Source organism: Jejuibacter sp. L23 (genome assembly GCF_050815825.1).
GTDB classification, from domain to species: Bacteria; Pseudomonadota; Gammaproteobacteria; order Enterobacterales; family Enterobacteriaceae; genus Jejubacter; species Jejubacter calystegiae.
In genome coordinates this window covers 1,103,111-1,122,561 of record NZ_CP138199.1, presented here as the reverse complement: position 1 = coordinate 1,122,561, position 19,451 = coordinate 1,103,111, and the positions used below count along the sequence as shown (strand labels likewise).

Below are 19,451 nucleotides of genomic sequence, written 5' to 3'. Positions count from 1 at the left end.
CATTGAAAAATATAAACCAGACAAATAAAGCGGTATTTATAAATATTTCAGGGATAAGAAATCGCGATTTTCTTGCATAAAATCGGTAAGAATCGCGTTACCCGGAAGGGAGGGAGCGTGACGTTATTCACTGAGATTGGACAGGATCAGCGCCAGCGCCTGGTTCATTTTATTCACTTGTGCCGGGCGTATCCCCTTAAACGAACGATTAAAAATCCTGCTGGCCAGTTCATTGGCCTGCTCTGCTCTGGCAATGCCTTCCGGCGTCGGCAGAACTTCGGTCACCCGGCCATCCGCCTCGCTGGCGCGAGTTATGACCAGGCCATCCTGACGCAGGCGCGCCAGAATTTTGGTCACCGTTGGCATTTTTATCACGGCATACTCCGCCAGTTGGCTGACCGTAGCGGTGCGATACTTCCAGGCCAGGGTCAACACCCGAAAGCGCGAAACATCCAGCCCCACCTTTTTCAGCTCAATCTCCAGCAACTGGCTATAGCGGGCGTGAACATTCACAATCCAGAAGAAGGGATACTCTTCACGGTGGAAGCGATGCTCATGGTCTGCATCCATATCCGTATCGAAACGGTTTTTCTTTATATCCATTTCCGGTTCCATTGCCACGGTTCTCAGAACAGCTTTGATAGTAGCGAATCGCCTGGGTGAAAGACAATGTTATCCATCCGGCCCCTGCGCAATGCGGCGTTCGATTCTTTCCATCATCCAGGGAAAGAACGGGTTTGAGGTAATCCGCATCAGCGCGCCCATATCAACAATCAACACCTGGGTTTCACCGCGCAGGCTGACGGTTCCCAGACTGATACCATATTCATCGGCAGGCGCGGGATGGCTACCGTAGAGCGAATCCGTAACCGGAAATGGCAAAGCGATATGCGACAGCGAAAAACTGTCGGACGGCCAGACGGCGTCCAGCGTCGAGTGCTGTTCACGGCGACTCCCGGCTGCCACTTCAATCAGCCCTGCATGGCGCTCCCCTTCACGGGCGCCGGTTACTATAGCGGTGGCGTAACGGCGCGGCGCCGCAGGCAGCAGCCGGGAAAGCGCTGAAGCCGAGGCTTCGTTCAGTAACGGGCGAAACAGCGCCGACTGATTGAGATCGAAGAATACCAGCTCGCTGCCGTTGGCCGGTAAATAGCGGTAGAGATCGTTTACCACCGCGCGGCTACGCACTGTGGAATCAACCACGGACTGGAAGGTCAGCACCGGCGGTAACCCCGCCAAGCGGTTGTCGTGCACCGCCTGCTGCAGTTCCTGCTGTAGCGCCTGGGTCAGATTCCAGGACTGACGGGCGCCGTTAACCGGAAACGAGTTGTATTTGAAGGGGTTATATTCCGGCAGGATATCGAGCCAGGCGGTTTTGGCGAAGGCCGGGAAAATAGCGGGCCAGCCCGCCAGCCCGGAAAAGCGGGCAAAGCGGGTAATGCCAATCATCGGTGAAATCAGCACGATCTGCTGAGGCATGCGCAGCCGTTTGTCCTGCAGTGCATCCAGCGCATATTTCATGGCCAGGGCCCCACCGTTGGAATAGCCCACGATATGCAGCGGCAGACCGGGGCCGCTCTGTGCCGTGGCTTCACGTACCGCAAGACGCGCCGCAGCCATCCACGTCTGCCACTTCACATCGGTTAACGCCCCCGGCACGGTACCGTGGGCCGGAAGTCGGATCCCTACCGCCACATAGCCTAGTTCCTGATAGCGCTCCCCGATATGGCGCAGACTGTAGGGGGAGTCCGTCATGCCGTGCAGCAGCACTACGGCACCGCGCACCTTCCCTTCCGGCTTCATTATCCAGGAACGATTCCAGTCGTGGGAAAAACGCTCCGGCCAGACCAGACTGCCCGGATAATAGCGATTGAGCATCGTGCGGCTCTCCGCCGTGAGCTTTTTGCTTACCTGACGACTGACCTCCCGGAACAGCCGCTCTTCCGTCGCCACATACTCCTGCCAGTCGGCCCGGTCAATATCATCGGCCGTCATCTCCTGCGGTACCAGCCTGTGCCAGGGCTGTAGCGCAGGCCCACGCTCGGTATCGTAGATGCGCCCGATAATGGCTCCCACCAGCAGCCCCAGACAGAGCAACAGCAGGCGCCTGCCCCATTTGATCCATCCGCTTCGTCGCAACCTGCCCCCCTGTCGATAAGGCGATTGATCGATTCGCCCATTTATCCCATGCCACACAACCAATAAGGAATTTATACGCTACGCTTATTTCCTGCACATATCAGAAAAAAGTCGGAGAAGAATGCAATGAGCAATGATAACCGCAAACCCACGACGACCGATGCTGGCATTCCCGTCGCCAGTGACGAGCATTCGCTGTCCGTCGGCCCGGATGGCCCCCTGCTGTTGCACGATCACTATCTGATTGAACAGATGGCCAACTTTAACCGGGAACGCATTCCGGAGCGCCAGCCCCACGCTAAAGGTAGTGGCGCATTTGGCTACTTTGAAGTGACCGAAGACGTTAGCCGTTATACCAAAGCGGCTCTGTTCCAGCCAGGTACCAAAACAGACCTGGTTATTCGTTTCTCAACCGTTGCCGGCGAGCGCGGTAGCCCGGACACCTGGCGCGATCCGCGCGGTTTTGCCATTAAGTTTTACACCAGCGAAGGCAATTACGACATGGTCGGAAATAACACTCCGGTGTTCTTTATCCGCGATCCCATGAAGTTTCAGCACTTTATACGCTCCCAAAAACGCCGCGCCGACAATAACCTGCGCGACCACGATATGCAGTGGGATTTCTGGACCCTGTCGCCGGAATCAGCCCACCAGGTCACCTGGCTGATGGGAGATCGCGGTATTCCGAAAAGCTGGCGCCATATGAACGGCTACTCCAGCCATACCTATATGTGGGTGAACGCCAGCGGCGAGAAGTTCTGGGTGAAATACCACTTCAAAACCGATCAGGGGGTGGAGTTCCTGACCCAGGATAACGCCGATCTGCTGGCCGGTCAGGATGGCGATTACCATACCCGGGATCTGTACGACGCTATCAAGAAAGGCGACTTCCCGAGCTGGACGCTGTATATGCAGATTATGCCGTTCCAGGAGGCGGAAACCTACCGCTATAACCCGTTCGATCTGACCAAAGTCTGGCCCCACGGCGATTACCCGCTGATTAAGGTCGGCAAACTGGTGCTGGACAAAAACCCCACCGATAACCACTCCCAGATTGAGCAGGCGGCCTTTGAGCCTAACAACCTGGTACCGGGCATCGGTCTGAGTCCCGATAAGATGCTACTGGGTCGCGTTTTCTCCTATGCCGACGCGCACCGTCACCGCCTGGGAGTCAACTATAAGCAGATTCCGGTCAACACCCCGAAAGCGCCGGTCAACAGCTACAGCAAAGATGGCCCCATGCGCATGAATCCGGTTTCCGACCCGGTCTATGCGCCGAATTCGAAGGGGGGCCCGGCGGCAGACAGCCAGCGCTATCCGGAAGTTGCGGTATGGGAATCCCAGGGACAGATGGTGCGTCAGGCCTATACGCTGCGTAAGGATGACGATGACTTTGGTCAGGCCAATATTCTGGTTAACAAGGTCATGGACGATGCCGCCCGCGAACGCCTGGTCAACAACGTCAGCGGCCATCTGTTGAACGGCGTGGAAGAGCCGGTGCTGTCGCGCGCCTTCGAATACTGGCGCAATATCGATAAGAATATCGGCGACCGTATTGAACAGAAGGTCAAAGCTGCCCGCAACCAGCCTTAAAGGGTATAAGTTTCGGACATAAAAAAAACCGACGTTGCCGTCGGTTTTTTTATTGGCCGTTAAGCGTGGGTGAAACGCCGTCCGGCCAAAGCCTTCTTCACCTGACTAAAGCCTGGATGTTACCCATTCTGGCCTTTAGTTAATGCCTTACGGCATCGTCAGATCTTATTTTTTCTCAGGCAGCGCATAGGCTACGACATAGTCACCCAGCTTAGTGCCCAGTGAACCATGGCCGCCCGCGGCAACCACGATGTACTGACGACCATCTTCACCTTTATAGCTCATCGGCGTTGCCTGACCGCCTGCCGGCAGACGGGCTTTCCACAGCTCTTTACCGTTACGCATATCGTAAGCGCGGATATAGTAATCCAGGGTTCCGCTCAGGAAACCAACGCCCCCGGCGGTAACAATCGGACCGCCCAGAGAAGGCACGCCCAGCGGCATCGGAATCGGCAGCGGCGCGGAGTCGCGAACGGTACCGTTCTTATGCTTCCAGATAACCTTATGGGTAGTCAGATCTACAGCCGCCACATAGCCCCACGGCGGAGACTGGCAGGGAATGCCCCACGGAGTCAGCAGCGGCGACATGGTTACGCCATAAGGCGCGCCGGTGTTCTTGTGAACGCCTGAGGTTTCGCTTTCCGCTTTGTCTTCCGCGTTGATTTCAGAGGCCGGAATCAGGGTGTCATAGAAAGCCATGTAGCTCGGGTTAACAAAGGCAATCTGACGCTCGGGATCGACGGAAACGCCGCCCCAGTCAAATACCCCGAAGTTACCCGGGTAAACGATGGAGCCCTGAGTCGACGGCGGCGTAAAGGTGCCTTCATAGCGCAGAGACTTAAACTTAATGCGGCAGTACAGCATATCGAAGGGGTTGGTCCCCCACATCGAGGATTCTTTCAGCGGATCCGGCGTAAAGTTCAGTGCCGAAAGCGGCTGAGTCGGCGATGCCGTCTCCCCTTCCACATTACTGGCCGGGCGCGGTACTTCGGTAATCGGCACGATCGGAGAGCCGTTGCGACGGTCGAGGACATAAATACTGCCCTGCTTGGTCGAAGCTACCAGAGCCGGTTTCACGCCGTCTTTAGTTTTGATATCGGTCAGGGTCGGCTGGCCGCCCACGTCCATATCCCACAGGTCATGGTGGGTGAACTGATAGTTCCACACCGGCTGACCGGTCTTCACATTCAGAGCAACAACGCCTGCACTGTATTTTTCAGTCTCAGGAGAACGCTTACCGCCCCACTGGTCAGGCATCTGGTTGCCCAGCGGCAGGTAGATCAGACCCAGTTTGGGATCCACACTCATCACCGACCACATGTTAGGAGAGTTCGGCGTGTAGTGCTGGCCTTCCGGCAGCGGACGGGTTTCCGTTGGGTTACCGGCATCCCAGTTCCAGACCAGATGGCCATCGCGGGCATCAAATGCACGCACTACGCCAGAAGGTTCGTTAACTGAAACGTTATCGCTGACGTGACCACCAATAATTACCAGGCCGTCAATGACGGTGGCCGGAGAGGTGGAGTAGTAACCGCCCGGCGGGTTAGTGCCGCCCAGGTTCGCAGTCAGCAGGTTCACTTCACCCTGATTACCGAAATCGCGGCATACTTTACCGTCGTCGGCGTTCAGCGCGATCAGACGACCATCAGCGGTCGGCAGATACAGGCGACGCTGGCACATCTTCGGCTGCGCGTCGGCATTCTGCGTGGTGGCGGCGTTATCGTTCAGGTTGTAGTAAGAGACGCCGCGGCAGGTCATATGCTCCCAGCCTTTAAAGCTACCGTTGTCGCCCTTAATTTTCGGGTCGAACTTCCAGATCTCTTTACCGGTGGTGGCATTCACCGCGATAACTTTGCTGTGAGGAGTGCACAGATAAAGCATGTTGCCCACTTTCAGTGGGGTGTTCTCGTCGGTAATCTCAGCCGGATCGATATCGGTCGGCATATCGCCTGTACGATAAGTCCAGGCCACTTCCAGGTTGCTAACGTTATCCGCAGTAATCTGCTTCAGCGGGGAGTAACGCTGACCAAAATGGTCGCCGCCCCACTGCTGCCAGTCACCGTCAGGCTGTGCCGGTGCCGCGTTTTCGGCCAGAGCGGCCTGACGTTCCAGGTTGCCGTTGATGCTGTAAGGATCAACGAACAGGCTGGCAACGCCAACCGCCAGCGCAATAGCAAGCGATCCCCACAGGGTCTTCACGCCAGCGCCACGCTGGTCGGCAGCCCCCAAATGACGGCTCACCACAGGCAGTGCAATCAGCAGACCCAGAGCAAACCAGATATCCAGACGCGGCAGCAACTGCCACCAGTCCAGACGCACTTCATACAGCGCCCACAGGGTGCTACCAAACAGCATTAATGCATACAGCCACAGGGCGCTGCGCTTACCTTTCAGCAGCAGCACGCCGGTGGCAATAACCATCAAGCCAGCAATTAAAAAGTAAGCCGAGCCGCCCAGGCTCAGCAGCCAGATACCGCCGAAGGCCGAAGCCAGGCCGAGTATCAGACTCGCTATTGCTGCAAGTCGCAGCCAAAAAAGAGAAGATGGCCTTGTTGCGCTCATCGGGAACTCCAAATCGTGTGAAACAAACTCAGGCGGGCAGAATACCGACGCCTGTTTACCGGGTATGTTACAAGTCAAAGAAATGTAAATCTATTGTATATTTTTATTTTCAAAATTATTCCTTTTTCGTGCTATCAATGGGGCGGGAATGTTAATTTTTTCGCCACTCAGGGGGCGAATACGCACGTTCAGGTAACACTAAAGAGGTGCTAATGGATTAAAGGCGCAGTGACAGGGGGGATAAAAAGCCACTTTCTTTTACTGCCCGAAATTAATCATGCAATCCAAAAGCGGGGTTCCCTTCAGCAAAAATTCAGACGTTCACTCGCAGAGCGCCGTACGACTGAACCCCAATGGTCAGCGGGTCTGTGCCGGAATGACCGCCGATGCCCAGACTGTTGATTTTGATAACCGACTGGCGGTCAGGACCGCCATGCAGGCGTTGGTCAGCCAGCAGAAACGCACCATCGCCGAAGTCAAAGCCCGGCTCATCGGGCATCTGTTACTGCCAACACCGGAGCAGGCAGCCCGACTTACCACAGATGCCGGTTTCAGCAAAACGGCCCTTTTTCCAGCCGCTTCTGATTTACGGCTGGAGCGCCCGTATAAATCCCGGTGAATAATTTTCCCGCTTCAGTATCCTGGTCCGACGTTTTTGATCGCAGAATGTCGGCATCGGGTCAGCGTGATACTTTGTTTACCGCCTTGTTATCAACATAAAGGTAAATGCGTTCACTCTGATAATGGCGTCAAACAATCTGAATTAAGACTATTCTCTGTTTTTTCCAACCACGGCCTACTGATATATCAGAACAAACCCCAAACGCTTACGCCACCTGCAGAACAATATGCGATGGCCGTTTTCCGGCATGATAGGAAGACGTATCACGCTTAGCTTTCCTGCCATAAATCAGATGGATAGATAGACAGCTCGATGTGTCTCTCTCCTCTGCGCATTTATGCCAGTCGTTTTCTTGCTTTTTTTGCACAGGAATTTTTTTGGGACAGACAATGACTATTTCCTACCCGGAGTTACAGTCAATAGATAATAACCGCCAGATGCTTTACCTGTGATTAAAATCAGCCTCACGGAATAACCAATAAAAATATAACAATCATTAATAAAATAACGCAAAAATAAAAAGCTTAAATTAAATAAATATAAAAATTGCATTTTAACGACATGTAAAAAATAAATTCGTTCCAGTAAACCTCTATTTAGAAGCATTTTTTGCAAAGATAAACACATGAAAAACAGTAAGTTAATAAACATCAAATCACCAACATAAGATTCGGCTTATTTTGTGACCGACCATGAATCAGCATTAATTGCTAATTTATGACGGGTGCCGGACCGATATTATCCGGCGTTCCACGAGACCTGCCGACCGGATAATTTACTGAATCAGAAGCAAGTCGGGATAAAAAATGAAACGTTCTACATTAGGTTTATTACTGTCATGCGCGATGTTTTCCGCAGCGAGCTATGCCACGCCGGTACAATTATCATCCTTCAATAACCTCCCCGATGATACTGAGGTCAACGGCTTTCATGGCGCGCTGTTCTATGGCCAGACCGGTACGGTAAACGGCTTCGACCTGCCGATTCTGGGCTATACCGAAATGGATAAGCTTAACGGTCTGCAGATTGGCGCAGCAGCGGGTTCCCACATCCGTAACGGAATGAACGGTGCGGCCATTGGCCTGTTCAACTGGCACGGCGGTGAAGATAACGGCCTGAACATCGGTATCGCTAACCAGTTGGGCTACCTGTCCGGCGCTAGCCTGGGCATCTATAGCGGCGCGCAGACCGTCAACGGCGTTAACCTGGCCGCGGTAACCACCAACGGCGATGTGAACGGCGTGAATATCGGCGGTATCGCTAACTACAGCACCGGCTCGGTCTATGGCGTGAACGTCAGCCCCTTCAACTGGACTGAACAGGACACTTACGGCACCAATATCAGCGTCTTTAACCACACCGGTAACGTGGAAGGCCTGAACACAGGCGCCATCGCAAACTGGAGCGAAGGCGACATCACCGGGATGAACGTGGCAGCAGTTAACGTCTCTGGTAACCTGACCGGCCTGAACATTGCGCCGATCAACAAGTCTGGCGATACCGTTGGCGCCAACATCACCGCTATCAACTGGTCTGAAAATACCACCGGTTTCAACTTTGGCGCCATCAACCGCACCAATGACATGGTCGGCTTCAACATGGGTGGCTTCAACGTGGCGAACAACGTTCAGGGGATGAACATGGGTGCCGTCAACTTTAACGGCGGCGATGTTACCGGCCTGAACCTGGGCGGCATCAACGTTTCTCATAACGTTGAAGGTCTGAACCTGGGGGGGATTAACGTCTCTTCCGGTGACAGCACCAGCGATATCGGTGTGATCAACTACGCCGATACCACCAGCTTCCAGTTTGGTCTGATCAACGCCACCAAACACCTGGAAGGTCTGCAGATTGGTATTATCAACGTGGCGACCAACGCTGCCGTACCGGTACTACCGATTGCCAACTTCCATCGCTCCTTCTGATTCTCAGAGCAGCACAGCAGGGCCTGTTATGCAGGCCCTGCCTTTTCCGCCATAGCTTTCTGAATAATGGGAATGGGCGACAGCAAATGCTGACGCATAAGCTCCCCGGCACGGGTGGCATCACGTTCAAGGATCGCCGCCAGCAGAGCCTGATGCTGGCCCTGCTTTTCTGCCAGCATATCGACGGAAAGCACCGTTTTCCGCAGCCAGATAAACCGGTAACGCGCCGCCAGATCGAACAGGTGTCCGCGCATCAGCAGCAAAGAGCGTGAGCCGCAACCGGCGACGATGGCGCTGTGAAACGCCTGATGACGTTTGTCCCACTCGTCCAACACCTGCTCGCCGGCCTGACTGGCTTCGATCTTATTGAGCAGATGCGCACGCGCCAGGATCTCCGCTTCCCAATCGTCGTCCCCGCGGGCTATCGCCAGCTGCACCAGCATCGACTCCATATTGGCGCGGGCATCAAAAATATCCAGCAGCTCCGACTGCGACATGGGCATCACCCGGTAGCCTTTCTGATTGACCACCGTCACCAGCCGTTCGGCCACCAGTTGCGCCAGCGCTTCGCGCAGCGGCCCAACCCCCAAGCCGTAGCGGGTGGTCAGCATCCCCATCGGCAGTTTCTCGTCGGGCTGATACTGGCCGCGAATAATGTCCTTCTTAAGCCGCTGATAGCCATCCATCGCAGGCGGCTGCCCTTGTGACGTCATTCATTACACTCCTTCCGCGCGACTGCCTTCTGCCCAATACCTCGCGCTGGTCACCGCACCTGGCGGGAAGTCTGCAACCAGACCTTTCGCCATGCCACCAGCCGCTTCCAGCGCGACATCACGGGCACGGTGCAGATAATCCCCAGACTCAGAACCACCGTGGAGATCACCTCCACACGCTGAGCCGGGCGGAACAGCATCACCACCAGCACGGAGCAAATAAACGCAATCACTATACAGGTTAGCCAGGGGTACAACCACATTTTGAACCGTAGCCCCCCTTCCCTGAGCTCCAGCCGTTTACGCATCCGCAGCTGGGATACGGCTATCACCAGATAGACCAGTAGCGCAATGGCACCGGAGCTGGCAATCAGGAAGTTAAAGACCCTGGCGGGAGCATAAATATTGACGATCACCGTCAGAAACGCGGCACCGGTCGAAAGCAACACCGCTACCCAGGGCGTGCGTTTGCGGTTAGTGATGCCCATGATGGCCGGCGCATCTCCGCGATGGCTCAGAGAATAGAGCATACGCGAAGCGGTATAGAGCGCAGAATTGAGGCAGCTGGTCACCGACAGCAGGATCACAAAATCCATAATCGCTTTGGCATAAGGCACCTGGAGCAGCTCCAGTACCGCCCTGTAAGATCCCACACTCTTCAGTCCTGGCGTATCCCAGGGGATCAGCGCCACCACGACGAAGATCGAACACAGATAGAAGATGGAGATCCGCCAGATCACCGATCGGGTAGCGCGCATAATGTGTTTTTCCGGCGTCGCCGATTCCGCGGCGGCAATGGTGACGATCTCCGCCCCCATAAAAGAGAACATGGTGATCAGCATGGCACTTAACACTGCGGTAAAGCCATTCGGCATAAAGCCGCCGTGATCCCAGAGTCGCGATACGCCGCTGACCTCTACATGGGGAAATAACCCGGCAATGGCCAGTGCGCCGATGACAATAAACGCCAGAATGGCAATGACTTTGCTCAACGCCAGCCAGAACTCGAACTCGCCATAGTTCCTGACGCTTAGCAAATTACTGCCGGTTAATGCGAGCGCGATCGCCAGCGAAAATAGCCAAATCGGCACCGTCGGGATCCAGGTATTCAGGATAATTGCCGCGATATTGGCCTCTAGCGGAATCACCAGTACCCAAAACCACCAGTAAAGCCAGCCAATGGTGTAACCCGCCCACTTACCGATGGCCTGCTCGGCATAGGTAGAGAAAGATCCGCTATCCGGCGAAGCCACCGCCATCTCCGCCAGCATTCGCATAATAAAGACCACCAGCAGACCGGCGAACAGATAAGAAAGCAGCACCGCCGGACCGGCCTGAGCTATGGCGACGCCAGAGCCGACAAACAGGCTGGCGCCAATCACGCCGGCGATGGATAGCATAGTGACATGGCGGGTGGTTAAACCGCCCCCCAGCGTATGTGTTTGCCTCGTTTGCCCCATAATGTTTCACCCTTTTCAGTCAGTTATTATTTGTTCGGGTGCGCCCCGAAGTTACCGCATCGGGGCACGCGTTATTCGATTACTTTATCGCCTCCCCAACGTCACTTTCCGGATGCGCCGCTCTGGTCCAGCCCCGACCCGCTCCGGGCAATGCCGCCACCAGCGCATCGATCTTGCCGACGATATGCTGGCCGATGGGAATGGCGGAGGTTGCCGCTGGCGAAGGAGCATTGCAGACATGGAGCGTGCGGCGCGTCGTGACAAACAGAAAATCATCGATAAGCTTGCCATCGGGGGATACAGCCTGAGCGCGAACCCCGGATGGATAAGGCGTTAAATCCTGACGGGTCAGCCGCGGACAGTATTTGCGTACCTGTTGCAGGTAACCGCCCTTACAGAGTGAGTTTTTTATCTCCTGCATGCCGGGGCGCAGATGCTGGCGCAGCACTCGCCGGATGCCGGACGAGCCCAGCATCTCCAGCATATCCGCCACCGAGAGATCCCATTTACGGTAGCCTTCACGTTTAAACGCCAGTACCGCATTGGGCCCCACGGTAACGCTACCGTCGATCATTCGGGTCAGATGCACACCCAAAAAGGGCATGGAGGGATCGGGAATCGGATAGATCAGATGGTTGACGATCCGGTTATGCTGCGGCGCCAACCGGAAGTATTCGCCGCGAAACGGGCAGATGATAAAGCCGGGATCGCGTCCCAGCATCCGCACCAGGCGATCGGCCATCAGGCCCGAACAGGTGACCAGAGCAGCCCCTTCAAGAGTCTCGCCTTCACGAGTGGTGATCCGTACGCTCGCGTCGCGCTCTTCCAGCTGGGTTACCTCTGCCTGGTAGCGAATTTCACCACCGGCTTCGCAGAACTGACGCGCCATGGCGGCGGTCACCTCCCGATAATCAACGATGCCGCTTGACGGCACCAGAATAGCGCCAGAACCGGTGATATTTGGCTCCCTCTCCCGGAGTTCACCGGCGCTCAGCCAGCTACGCTCCAGACCGTTGGCGGCGGTACGTTCCCACAGCGCCTGCATCCGTTCCATCTCCAGTTCCGATGTCGCCACCAGCAGCTTGCCACAGCTGTCATAGCGAATCGCATGGCGATCGCAAAAAGCTTTGGTGGCCCGGTTACCGGCCAGACAGAAACGCGCTTTCATGCTGCCCGGGGTGTAATAGACGCCGGCATGAATGACGCCGCTGTTATGGCCGGTCTGGTGCTGTGCTACGCCCGCCTCTTTTTCCAGCAGCGCTATCCGCGCCTGCGGATAGCGGGCAATCAGTTGCATGGCGGTGGACATGCCCAGAATCCCACCGCCGATAATGACAAAATCATACATCCAGGCGCTCCTCAGGTTACTGGCCGGACTGATAGTGCGTGGCGCTAAAGCTGATATAGCCGCGCTGGCGCATCAGTTCGCGACGCAGATTCGGGTGCGGCGTAAAGCGGTCACGGCCATGCAGCCAGAACAGGTTGTTGATAAGCAAAAACTGGCCGGTGGGAACCGGTACCGACAGAATATGACGGCTGTTTTCCAGAGCCTCAGAGAGATCGCTTAACCAGTTCCCCTCTTCAAAGTCTTTCGGCTGCACAAACTGATCGATATAGCGCATCACAGGCCGCCCCTGACTATCGATATCAAAAACCGGATGCCAGACATCCCGTTTTACATTCTTACTGGGGGGAGCAGCCCAACGCATCGCACGGCGCGCCAGCGGATGGCGGAAAAAGCGATCCAGATGTTCCCAGTCATCCAGATGCAGCAGCAGAGAATTTCCCCCCTGCATATTCTGCTCGTCGATTTTCATCATCAGCACATAGTCGGTGACCTCATCCACATAGGTGCCGTCATTATGCAGCTCCATCACCCGGTGGGGCTGGCGCAGATAGCTGTCGGAGTTGTCATCGTTTTTCACCACAAAGCGCGCATAGTACTGGCCGCTCATGGCGTCAAAATTGGAACGGCCAACCAGGTGGGCCACGGCAGTGGCTAACTTCACCATTTCATCGGCCTGGCTGACGTTATCCAGCCCCTGCGCGCCAATCAACAGCGCGCCTTTCTCCCGGTTAAGCAGGCAGTTCAGCAGCAGCGGCTGGAGTTCCCCACCGCAGAGATCATTAAGGATGCCCGCCACCTTAAAACGCAGGAACGACTTATACTCCAGCGCCTGAATCGGCCATTGCGCCACCTTTGCCAGAAAATCACGCGTCGTTTGGTCGGTAAAATTCAGCGTCAGCAGACGCGGCGACTGCGCCGACGGCAACAGAGAAAATCCGCTGCCGGTATGGGATGAAGCCGGTTGATGGTTGCTCAGGGCTGTCAGTGCGTTCATTTGCTTCTTCCTCGTGTAGGGTAGTGAATCAATGGCGATGTTCTTATGTGGCCATATCTTCAAAATATCTACATTTTTGAAATTCGCATACAAACAAGAAATAAGTATTCATTTTTGTGATGAATGTTCACTTTTTATTCAGACAGCTTTGCGTAAAGTCATGGACGATGAGAAACCGCCATCTCAGGACCGGAACGCCTGCCGGACGGAAGATTTTTCGATAACACGTCATAAGTCACACTTAGGACCACTGCGGTTACAATGAGTAAATCTGGAAATGATGGGAACGATCGCAGAGGCGCGAAATGGCAAGCTGGCAAGGCAATAACAATCCTCTTATTACAGCTACCCGGGGCTATATCTGGTTTCTGGCGCTAAACATTCTGTTTAGCGTCTGGCTGCTGTTGCATGACCTCAAACGGGATACGCCCATGACACAGCCCGCAGGGGTTAATGCCCTGACGCTGTTCATCGCCCTGTTTGCCGTCCTAAACCTGGTGGCCGTGTTAAAAATCCACCCGCGTATCAGCGATAATCTCTACCCAAAAGTTCTGCCCGCTGTCGTGATGCTTTTCGGCACCGGCTGGGCGCTGGTGTTCTTTAACCTGCTGTTACACTACGCCACCCCGCTACTAACCCTGACCCTGTCGGTGATCATTTTGTTACCTGCGGTGATTACCTTCTATTTATCCACTCCTCTTCTGCTGCTGTTCTGCACACCGGTGGTACTTTCGCTGATCTATGGTGAATACCGGTCCGATCACCGCTTCGACCTGCTGCAAAACCTCGGTATGGCAATCATTCTGCTGGTCGTCTACTCGGCCCGCTATATTCTACTGGAGTGGTATCAACGTACCCAGCGCAGCGAGTATGAAAAAAGTCTGCTGATTAAGAAACTGACCCGGCTGGCGCACTTCGATGCCCTGACGGGCCTCTATAACCGCCGCAGCCTGGCGGACTACGTGAATGAGCGGCGCCGTGACCAGAACAGACAGCTGTTCCTGCTGGTGATGGATATCGATTTCTTCAAACAGTACAACGACACTTACGGCCACGTTGCGGGGGATGAGTGCCTGGTGAAGGTGGCCCGCTGTATTGAGACGTCATTGCGCAAAGCGGAAGATGCCGCATTTCGCTACGGGGGTGAGGAGTTTGTTGTAGTGGCGCTATGTGAAAAGTGGGAAGAAGCGCAGGCCATTGCGCAACGCATTCGCCAGAACCTGGCGCAGGCGCAGATCCCTCATGCGGGCTCAGAGGTTTCCCCCTGGGTCACGCTAAGTGTGGGCATCGCTCACGCACAGCCGACAATGGCGCTGGAGGATCTTCTGGAAGCGGCTGACCATCAGCTCTATAAAGCAAAACGCGCCGGCCGTGACCGAATCACATTCGATGCACGGGCAGCGCAGTAGCAGGGCTAAACGTACAGCGAGGCGGCGCCGGGCGGACGGGTTTTAAAGCGGCGATGTATCCAAAGATACTGTTCGGGCGCCCGCATAATCTCCCGCTCGATCACCCGGTTCATCCAGGAGGCAGCTTCTACGCCATCCTCTTTCGGGAAACCTTCCAGCTCCGGTTCGATAATCAGCCGGTAGCCAGCGCCTTTCGGTTTGCGAATAAGCGTAATGGTTAGCATAGCGGCGTTCGACAGGCGGGAGATCACAAAGGGACCGTTAGTGGTGGCGACCCGGGGCACGCCAAAGAACGGCACAAAGCTGCTGCCTTTCGCGCCGTAGTCCTGGTCCGGCGCAAACCAGACCGCTTCGCCGTGTTTCAGCGCGTTGACGATCTCTTTCAGATGGCGTCGGTCGATCATCTTTTTATTGGAACGCATCCTGCCACGAGTCTGGGCCCACTCCAACAGTCCGTTATTATGGCGACGGTATACCGCGCTCATCGGCTTACACAGCCCCATCATGCGGCCGCCCAGCTCCAGAGACATAAAGTGTACGCCAACCACCAGCACGCCGCGATTCTCACGCTGTGCCGCCATCAGATTGTGAAGTCCTTCAACGTCGAACCAGCGACGCAGTCGGCGATCCGACCAGAACCACGCCATGCCGGTTTCCACCAGCGCCATGCCGAGGGAAATAAAGTTATCGGCAATCAGCTTGTCGCGCTCGCAGGCAGCGAGCCCGGGAAAGCACAGCGCGATATTTTGTCTGGCAATATCCTCACGGCGGCGTAAAAATCGGCGTGAGTTACGACCCGCCCAGGCCCCAATTCGGGTCAGAACGGGATAGGGAAGTTGCACCAGGGACCAAAGGCAAAACAGCCCGAACCACGTTAGCCAGTAACGTGGGTGGAGATACGCCATGGTAAATCGCTGGGTTTGATTCATAAGCTACCTTCTGCGACTGCAGGACAGTACGGGTGAGGCAATGCAGTAAATTGCCTTATCGCTATTCAGACTGCCTTTATTAATGAGAGTTCGCTATCGGAAAAATAATATATCGGCACGAATCCACATTTTCTTCATTATTTGTCCGCCCCATAAGATTACTCTGCTATTTTTCACTGTCTTTTGTAAAAGACCTTTACAGGATAGTGTCGTCAGCATAAAAACGCGTTTTTTTTATCAATCCGACGCGATTATTTTTCATCTTTGTGAACTTTTAACACACATAACAAAAAGCCCTCATAAAAATTATGAAGGCTTTTTCATGGTGATAACCGCTAAATTACCGGGTATGCCCGTGGCATACCGTGGCTGGATTATTCCGAAAATCGTTCCGGATACCCGCGATCATGACCGATTTACAAAATATACACTTAGCACCATACGGGTTTCTTTCAGAGACGTCGAAGTGCGATGTCCTGAACTGAGAGCCGTGACAGCACGGGCAGCGTAAAGTCAGAATCAACGCGGCACCACGTTAGCAGCGGCCGGGCCTTTCTGGCCGTTCTCGATAGAGAACTCAACCTGCTGGCCTTCATTCAGAGTACGGAATTCGTTGCTCTGAATAGCAGAGAAATGGACGAATACGTCCTTGCTACCGTTATCCGGGGTAATAAAACCAAACCCTTTGTCCGGGTTAAACCATTTAACGATACCAGTAATTTTATCAGACATGTTGTTACCTTATTAATGAGCCTTCCGGCATAAATGGTCTGAATGACAGACAGGGTTCAGTGCTTAAAGAGGGACTCAAAAAGAAGGATACCTGATGGGTACTCTATAGAAATGAGGACTGCTTTATAAACGACTTGAGATATTATCTGAGTATCAAACCGACGCAGCCATTAACGCACACATATCAAAGCAACACAAGCTATATCGTAATATTTACACAGCCAATACAATAAACTCACCGTCAAAGGTATAAAAAACAACATACTGGTGAAAAAAATAGCGTAAAAAAAACGCCGCATCAGGGGTTCAAAGAACAAACTTAAACCTGAAAACCAAATTCAAAACTGGCGCCAGGACCTTCCCTGAGCCGGATATCGCTGTCGTGCAATTGCAGCATCTGACGCACAATCATCAGCCCCAAACCTCCGGAAGTCAGACGCTGATGATTCAGCAGCGACGGACGCAGGAACAGCGTGGCCTTCAGCGCTTCCGGCACGCCAGGCCCGGTATCGCTTACCCGAACCATCACCCTGCCCGCGTCCTGCCACAGCCGGACGCTGACGGCGCCCTGCTCCGGCGTATGGCGCAGCGCATTATCGATAAGATTAGTAAGAACGCGCTCGATCATGCCAAGATCGGCCTCAATCATCGGCAAATCGGGGGCGATATCCAGCACCAGCTGCTGCTCCCGCGCCCGGGCCATTAATTCCATCTTCTGAAAGACATCCTGCACCAGTTCGGGCAGTGAAAAACGCTCCTTCAGAGGCTTCACTACCCCATATTCCAGACGCGCCAGCTCGAATAGTGACTGAGCCAGCCCGCCAACCTTACGACTCTGGGCCAGGGCAGTTTCCAGATAATGGCGTTTTTCCCGCTCGCTCAATGAGCCGGACATTACCAGCAGCGTTTCCAGATAGCCATGCAGCGCGGTCAGCGGCGTGCGCAAATCGTGTGAGACATTAGCGATAAATTCGCGCCGCTGCTGCTCCTGGCGCGCCAGACTCTCCCACTGGGCGGCAATCTGCTCCGCCATCGCGATAACGCCGCGCTGCAGTTGCTGAATCTCGTCGGCGCTTCCCGCATCCGGCGGCCGCTGGGCGGCAACGGACTGCATACCGGCCAGTCCACCGTTTTCCAGGGTACGAACCCGGGCGGACAGACGGCGTAGCGGGCGGGTCACCCAGCTAAAGGCCAGTACCGCCAGCGCCCCTAATAGCACAACCGCCAGCAGGGTCGCGCCACTGGCCAGTGTCAGCAGCGAACCCTGCTCAGCACCGCTGCGCAATCGGGCGTAGTCTTCCCCTAATAAAATCACATACAGATAGCCCTGAAGCTGTCCCTGATAACGAAGCGGTGCGACGCTGAACACCTTATGACCGCCCGGACTGCGCGGATCGTCGCCATACAGTGGATAGTGGGGCCGGGTCAGAAATTCGGTAATGGGTTCAATATCTACCTGTCTGCGTTGAATACGCCCCTGCGGCGCGGCATCGCCGATAATGCGCCCCGTTTTATCCAGCAGGTACACCTCTACGCTCGGATTTACCGCCATCAGATGGTCAAACAGAGAACGCACCGAATTCTGATTTAATCCCTGGCTGCTCAGCAGCGGGTAGCTGTCAGCAATATGGGCGGCCAGCCCCGCCGACAGCTCCTGCACCATTGCCCGGGTATAGCGCTCGTTTGAATAGCGCTGAAGCCCCAGTAGCCCCGCAGCGAACAACACCAGCAACAGCGTAAAGACGCAGGTCAGACGCCCGATCAGCGTCATGCGCCGGGTCAGAAAACTCATGAGGCCCCCGGCGCATGAAATTTATACCCCTTACCCCAGACGGTCAGGATCCGCAGCGGCTCAGCCGGATTCACTTCAATCTTAATGCGCAGGCGATTGATATGGGTATTCACCGTATGCTCGTAGCCCTCATGCTGATACCCCCATACCTGATTCAACAAATCCAGCCGTGAAAAGACCCGGTTAGGATGGCGGGCAAAGAAATAGAGCAGATCAAATTCACGCGGCGTCAGCTCTACCGGGCTTCCCGCCAGACTCACTTCCCGGGAAAGGGGATCAATAGTCAGACCGCCGAAGTGCAACACCCCGGCATCCATACGCAGGTTGTTCACCATCGCCTGCTGGCGCCGGAACAGCGCCTTAACCCGCGCCACCAGCTCCAGCATTGAGAAAGGCTTCGCCAGATAATCGTCCGCCCCCAGCTCCAGCCCCAGGACACGGTGGGTCTCGCTGGAGCGGGCGCTGATAATAATAATCGGCGTGTAGCGCGTCATAGTACGGGCATGGCGGCAGATATCCAGTCCATCGGCGCCGGGCAGCATCAGATCCAGAATCAGCGCGTCCCAGCCGCCTTCATCCAGTAGCGCCATACCCTGAGTGCCGTCGGCGGCATGGGTAATCTGATAGCCTTCGGTCTTCAGGTGCAGTTGTAGAAGTTGGGCGATATCGGCATCGTCCTCCACGATCAATATCTTTTTAGCGGTGTCCATGAAGCTCTCCGGTTGTCTTACCCCTTCAGTTTACACAGCGGCAGGAGCGCAAGTTATCACATTTTATTTAACTCTCTGTGAGGATTCGGCGACCACGCGCCCGCCATACTGGCCCCACGACAACCACAGGAGTTAAACCATGAAAAAACTGCTGATAGTCCCCATCGCCGTAACCGCCCTGATGATGAGCGCCGCCAGCGCGCTGGCCGCCGATGATATGGCCAAACAGCCAATGGAAAAGTCAGACATGCGCCAAAGCGACGCCATGAAAAAGCCCGAGATGAATCATGACGGCATGATGAAGAAAGGCGAGATGAAAAAAGAGCAGATGATGCAGGGGGATAACATGAAGAAAGAAGAGATGAAGCAACAGGATGCCATGAATAATATGAAGTCGGAAGGTTGACCCCCTACCCTCTGTAATACCCTCCCCCTCTGTGGCGTCGGGCTCTACCCGGCGCCGCGTTAAAAAGCGCTCTATACTACAGTAACTTCCTTACTCGCCCCTCAGCAGAAAGGACAA

General features: G+C 54.9%; 17 protein-coding genes. 5 read left to right on the top strand and 12 right to left on the bottom strand.

The genetic code is table 11. The annotated features are described in order from the left end of the window. Window positions 1-123: 123 nt before the first annotated feature. Both SCU88_RS05155 and SCU88_RS05150 read right to left on the bottom strand, forming a co-directional pair. Complete coding sequence (locus SCU88_RS05155; RefSeq protein WP_138095954.1) at window positions 124-603, bottom strand: MarR family winged helix-turn-helix transcriptional regulator; 480 nt, start codon at window positions 601-603, stop codon at window positions 124-126. 69 nt (window positions 604-672) lie between these two features. Beyond that, on the bottom strand, window positions 673-2,139 hold the full coding sequence (locus SCU88_RS05150; RefSeq protein WP_138095953.1) for an alpha/beta hydrolase: 1,467 nt from the start codon (window positions 2,137-2,139) through the stop codon (window positions 673-675). 126 nt (window positions 2,140-2,265) lie between these two features. Between SCU88_RS05150 and SCU88_RS05145 the strand changes: the two genes are divergently transcribed. After that, on the top strand, window positions 2,266-3,732 hold the full coding sequence (locus SCU88_RS05145) for a catalase (RefSeq protein WP_175339350.1): 1,467 nt from the start codon (window positions 2,266-2,268) through the stop codon (window positions 3,730-3,732). Window positions 3,733-3,897: 165 nt separating this feature from the next. Here the strand turns inward: SCU88_RS05145 and SCU88_RS05140 are convergent, their stop codons facing one another. After that, window positions 3,898-6,294 carry a membrane-bound PQQ-dependent dehydrogenase, glucose/quinate/shikimate family gene (locus SCU88_RS05140; protein WP_175339349.1) on the bottom strand — a complete coding sequence of 799 codons (2,397 nt, stop codon included), beginning with the start codon at window positions 6,292-6,294 and terminating at the stop codon, window positions 3,898-3,900. A 277-nt stretch (window positions 6,295-6,571) separates the two neighbouring features. Between SCU88_RS05140 and SCU88_RS05135 the strand changes: the two genes are divergently transcribed. Both SCU88_RS05135 and SCU88_RS05130 read left to right on the top strand, forming a co-directional pair. After that, window positions 6,572-6,913, top strand: a complete 342-nt coding sequence (locus tag SCU88_RS05135) for a hypothetical protein (protein ID WP_138095950.1) — start codon at window positions 6,572-6,574, stop codon at window positions 6,911-6,913. A gap of 809 nt (window positions 6,914-7,722) precedes the next feature. Continuing rightward, a complete protein-coding gene (locus tag SCU88_RS05130) occupies window positions 7,723-8,841 on the top strand; it encodes an LA_2272 family surface repeat-containing protein (RefSeq protein ID WP_175339348.1) in 1,119 nt (372 codons plus the stop codon). Between the two features lie 26 nt (window positions 8,842-8,867). On the opposite strand, the gene csiR is transcribed toward SCU88_RS05130, so the two are convergent. The 4 genes from csiR to glaH form a co-directional block, all read right to left on the bottom strand. Next, entirely contained in the window at window positions 8,868-9,554 is a 687-nt protein-coding gene (gene csiR, locus SCU88_RS05125) for a DNA-binding transcriptional regulator CsiR (RefSeq protein WP_175339347.1), read from the bottom strand. A gap of 50 nt (window positions 9,555-9,604) precedes the next feature. Then, entirely contained in the window at window positions 9,605-11,014 is a 1,410-nt protein-coding gene (gene gabP / locus SCU88_RS05120) for a GABA permease (protein WP_175339346.1), read from the bottom strand. 79 nt (window positions 11,015-11,093) lie between these two features. Further along, on the bottom strand, window positions 11,094-12,362 hold the full coding sequence (lhgO, locus tag SCU88_RS05115; RefSeq protein ID WP_175339345.1) for an L-2-hydroxyglutarate oxidase: 1,269 nt from the start codon (window positions 12,360-12,362) through the stop codon (window positions 11,094-11,096). Between the two features lie 16 nt (window positions 12,363-12,378). Next, window positions 12,379-13,356: a glutarate dioxygenase GlaH gene (gene glaH / locus SCU88_RS05110; RefSeq protein ID WP_138095945.1), complete on the bottom strand. Its 978-nt coding sequence runs from the start codon at window positions 13,354-13,356 to the stop codon at window positions 12,379-12,381. A 305-nt stretch (window positions 13,357-13,661) separates the two neighbouring features. On the opposite strand from glaH, the gene SCU88_RS05105 reads away from it, so the two are divergent. Continuing rightward, the gene (locus SCU88_RS05105) at window positions 13,662-14,765 is read left to right on the top strand and encodes a membrane-associated sensor domain-containing protein (RefSeq protein ID WP_175339344.1); all 1,104 of its coding nucleotides are present in this window, start codon (window positions 13,662-13,664) and stop codon (window positions 14,763-14,765) included. A gap of 5 nt (window positions 14,766-14,770) precedes the next feature. Here SCU88_RS05105 and lpxP read toward each other — a convergent pair whose 3' ends face one another. From lpxP to SCU88_RS05080, 5 genes are all read right to left on the bottom strand, one after another. Beyond that, the gene (lpxP, locus tag SCU88_RS05100) at window positions 14,771-15,694 is read right to left on the bottom strand and encodes a kdo(2)-lipid IV(A) palmitoleoyltransferase (RefSeq protein ID WP_138095943.1); all 924 of its coding nucleotides are present in this window, start codon (window positions 15,692-15,694) and stop codon (window positions 14,771-14,773) included. 340 nt (window positions 15,695-16,034) lie between these two features. Further along, window positions 16,035-16,217, bottom strand: coding sequence for a cold-shock protein (locus SCU88_RS05095; protein WP_138095942.1), 183 nt, complete (start codon window positions 16,215-16,217; stop codon window positions 16,035-16,037). Further along, a complete protein-coding gene (gene cspG, locus SCU88_RS05090; RefSeq protein ID WP_138095941.1) occupies window positions 16,214-16,426 on the bottom strand; it encodes a cold shock protein CspG in 213 nt (70 codons plus the stop codon). The genes SCU88_RS05095 and cspG overlap by 4 nt, the downstream gene beginning before the upstream one ends. Window positions 16,427-16,745: 319 nt before the next feature. After that, window positions 16,746-18,218 carry a sensor histidine kinase gene (locus tag SCU88_RS05085; protein ID WP_138095940.1) on the bottom strand — a complete coding sequence of 491 codons (1,473 nt, stop codon included), beginning with the start codon at window positions 18,216-18,218 and terminating at the stop codon, window positions 16,746-16,748. Next, window positions 18,215-18,928, bottom strand: coding sequence for a response regulator transcription factor (locus SCU88_RS05080; protein WP_138095939.1), 714 nt, complete (start codon window positions 18,926-18,928; stop codon window positions 18,215-18,217). Before SCU88_RS05080 ends, SCU88_RS05085 begins: the two co-directional genes overlap by 4 nt. A gap of 139 nt (window positions 18,929-19,067) precedes the next feature. Between SCU88_RS05080 and SCU88_RS05075 the strand changes: the two genes are divergently transcribed. Beyond that, a complete protein-coding gene (locus SCU88_RS05075; protein WP_138095938.1) occupies window positions 19,068-19,334 on the top strand; it encodes a pentapeptide MXKDX repeat protein in 267 nt (88 codons plus the stop codon). Window positions 19,335-19,451 lie beyond the last annotated feature (117 nt).